This window comes from Autumnicola edwardsiae (genome assembly GCF_031846505.1).
Classification (GTDB): Bacteria; Bacteroidota; Bacteroidia; order Flavobacteriales; family Flavobacteriaceae; genus Autumnicola; species Autumnicola edwardsiae.
Map to the genome: position 1 here is coordinate 1 of NZ_JAVRHP010000191.1, position 2615 is coordinate 2615.

A 2615-nucleotide genomic window follows, 5' to 3' on the forward strand; every position below is an offset into this window, starting at 1 on the left:
AATACCTGATTTCTTCTTCTTTTTATTCCTAATCATTACAAATAAACTTAATCCCTTGCCCAATTTTAGGGGAGTTGTTATCTTTCAGGCATAATATTACGACGAACGTTAACATTGAACGATATGTCTCAAGAAGAAAATGACAAGGAAAGGAAAGGCATTTCCGGCGAAAACCTTAATACTTCCGAAAACAAAGCTTCGGAAAAAAACGAGGTGACGGAAGGCGATAGAAAGGCAGCAGCGGAAAGTACTGATGAGAATTCATTTTCTGAACCTGTTGAGAACGCTAAAAAAGACAAACCTGCTGAAAATGGCAATTATAATGCACCTGCTTCAGCTAAAAAAGAATCTGCGCAAGTTTCAGCTTCCGAAGAAAATGAAGAAGATGAGAATGATACGGCAGATGCTTTAGTCCAGGAAAATAAAAAAGGTGAAGACAATACCGCTACCAATCCTTCTTTTGATCGTGATGAAGAGGATGAAAATGCCCAAAAACTTGAGGAGAAGGTAAATACTGCCAAACCTGATGCCATTGAGGCAGATCCAGCTTCCGAAGAAGAAAAACGTGTTGCAGTTGCAAAAGTTTCTGATTCTGATTCTGAAGAAGAAAATGATTCTGCAGATGCTTATGTGCAGGAAAACCGAAAGCAGGAAGATCTCTCCGATAAAAATCGCGTCAGTAAATCCGATGAAGATGACGAAGATGAAGACCTGGATGATGGTGTGGCCGGCGCTATGGTGAATGAAAATCGAAAAAGTCCCAGGAGCCATCAGGAAGATGTTGATAACGCGGTTGCTGAAGACAGCGAAGATGAAAGCGCAGTGGAGCGACATAATATTGAGAAAAAAGACTACCATTCCATGAGTAAAGAGCAGCTTGCAGACGAGCTGGAGACTTTACTGAAAAAGGAAAAAGTGCAGGCAATAAAAGAGCACGTTACCGAGATAAGAGCAGAATTTAACGCAAAGTTTGATGAAGAGCTGGAAGAGAAAAAGGAAGAATTTCTTGCTGATGGCGGAAACATTATCGACTTCCACTACTCTACCCCACTTAAAAAACGGTTCAACGATCTTTATTTTGATTATAAAGAGAAAAGAAACCGCTACTATAAGCAGCTTAAGCAAGACCTTAACCAGAACCTGAACAAGCGCCTTGAAATTATTGAGGAGCTTAAGGGGCTTATTGATGTTGAAGAAAATATAAATACCACTTATAAACATTTTAAGGATCTACAGGATAGATGGAGAGTTGCCGGTGCGATCCCGCGGGACAGGTACAACAATGTTTGGAACACGTACCATCACCATGTAGAAAATTTTTATGATTTTCTTCACCTAAACAGGGAATTTCGCGACCTGGATTTTAAGCACAACCTGGAACAAAAACTTAAGGTTATAGATCGCGCAGAAGAATTGGCGGAAGAAGATGATGTTAACCGCGCCTTTCGTGAATTGCAAATGCTCCACAAAATGTGGAAAGAAGAGCTGGGACCGGTTGGAAAGGAGTACCGGGAAGATATTTGGGAAAGGTTTAGCAACGCCACCAAGAAAATTCACGATAAACGGCAGCAATATTTTAACAATCTCGACCAGGTTTTTGAAAAGAACTGGGAAAAGAAGCAGGAGATCATTAATAAGATCAAAGAAATTGCGGAAGAGGATTACAACAGCCACAATAAATGGCAGCAGAAAATTAAGGAAATCGAAGCCCTGAGGGAAGAATTTTTCAAAGCCGGAAAGGTTCCAAGAGCTAAAAATGAAGAAACCTGGAGCCAGTTTAAGCAGCGTGTACGCAGGTTTAACCGTAACAAGAACCACTTTTACAAAGACCTTAAAAAGCAACAATACGATAATCTTGAGAAAAAGCGCGAGCTTATAAAAATTGCTGATGACAATAAAGATAGTGACGACTTTAAAACCGTCACCCCGCTAATGAAGAAGATCCAGGCCGACTGGAAGAAAATAGGTCATGTTCCCAGAAAAGACAGCGATAAGGTCTGGAAGCAGTTTAAAGCTGCGTGCAACCACTATTTTGACAGATTACACGCCAGTAAAAATGAAGAGAATAAAGAAGAATCTGAAGCTTTTGAACAGAAAAAGGAAATACTGGACAAATTGAAAGCACTGGAACTCTCTGGTAAGAAAGAAGATGATCTTGCGAAAATAAAGGAGCAGATAGGCGCATGGAAGAATGTTGGTAGAGTTCCTTACAGCAAGCGTTTTATAGAAGGAAAATTTAATAAAGTTCTGGATCAGTTATTCGGAAAACTGGATGTTAATCGTACTAAAGCTGAAATGATGAAGTACGAGAACAAGATCCAGGCACTAAATGATGCTGATGACGAGAAAAAAATCAGGAACGAACATTATTTCTTAACAAAGAAAATTGAAGAAACCACTGCTGAAATCAGGCAGCTTGAGAATAACCTTCAGTTCTTTTCTAATGTAGATGAGGATAACCCGCTGGTTCAGGATGTCCATAAAAACATTAACGACCATAAAGCACAGCTTGAAGTCTGGAAGAAGAAATTAAAGAAGGTAAAGTCTTTGTATTAGTTCGGAGTTTGGAGTTTGGAGTTTGGAGTTTGGAGTTTGGAGTTTGGAGTTTGGAGTTT

The 2615-nt window shown here is 39.7% G+C and carries 1 protein-coding gene; it reads left to right on the top strand.

Annotated elements, in window-relative coordinates; all coding sequences use genetic code 11:
* The first annotated feature begins 123 nt into the window (after positions 1 to 123).
* Positions 124 to 2556, top strand: coding sequence for a DUF349 domain-containing protein (locus RM529_RS16800; RefSeq protein ID WP_311485905.1), 2433 nt, complete (start codon positions 124 to 126; stop codon positions 2554 to 2556).
* Positions 2557 to 2615 lie beyond the last annotated feature (59 nt).

Excerpts from the sequence above, each read along its gene's own strand:
- RM529_RS16800 (WP_311485905.1), top strand. The coding sequence starts at position 124 with ATGTCTCAAGAAGAAAATGACAAGGAAAGGAAAGGCATTTCCGGCGAA.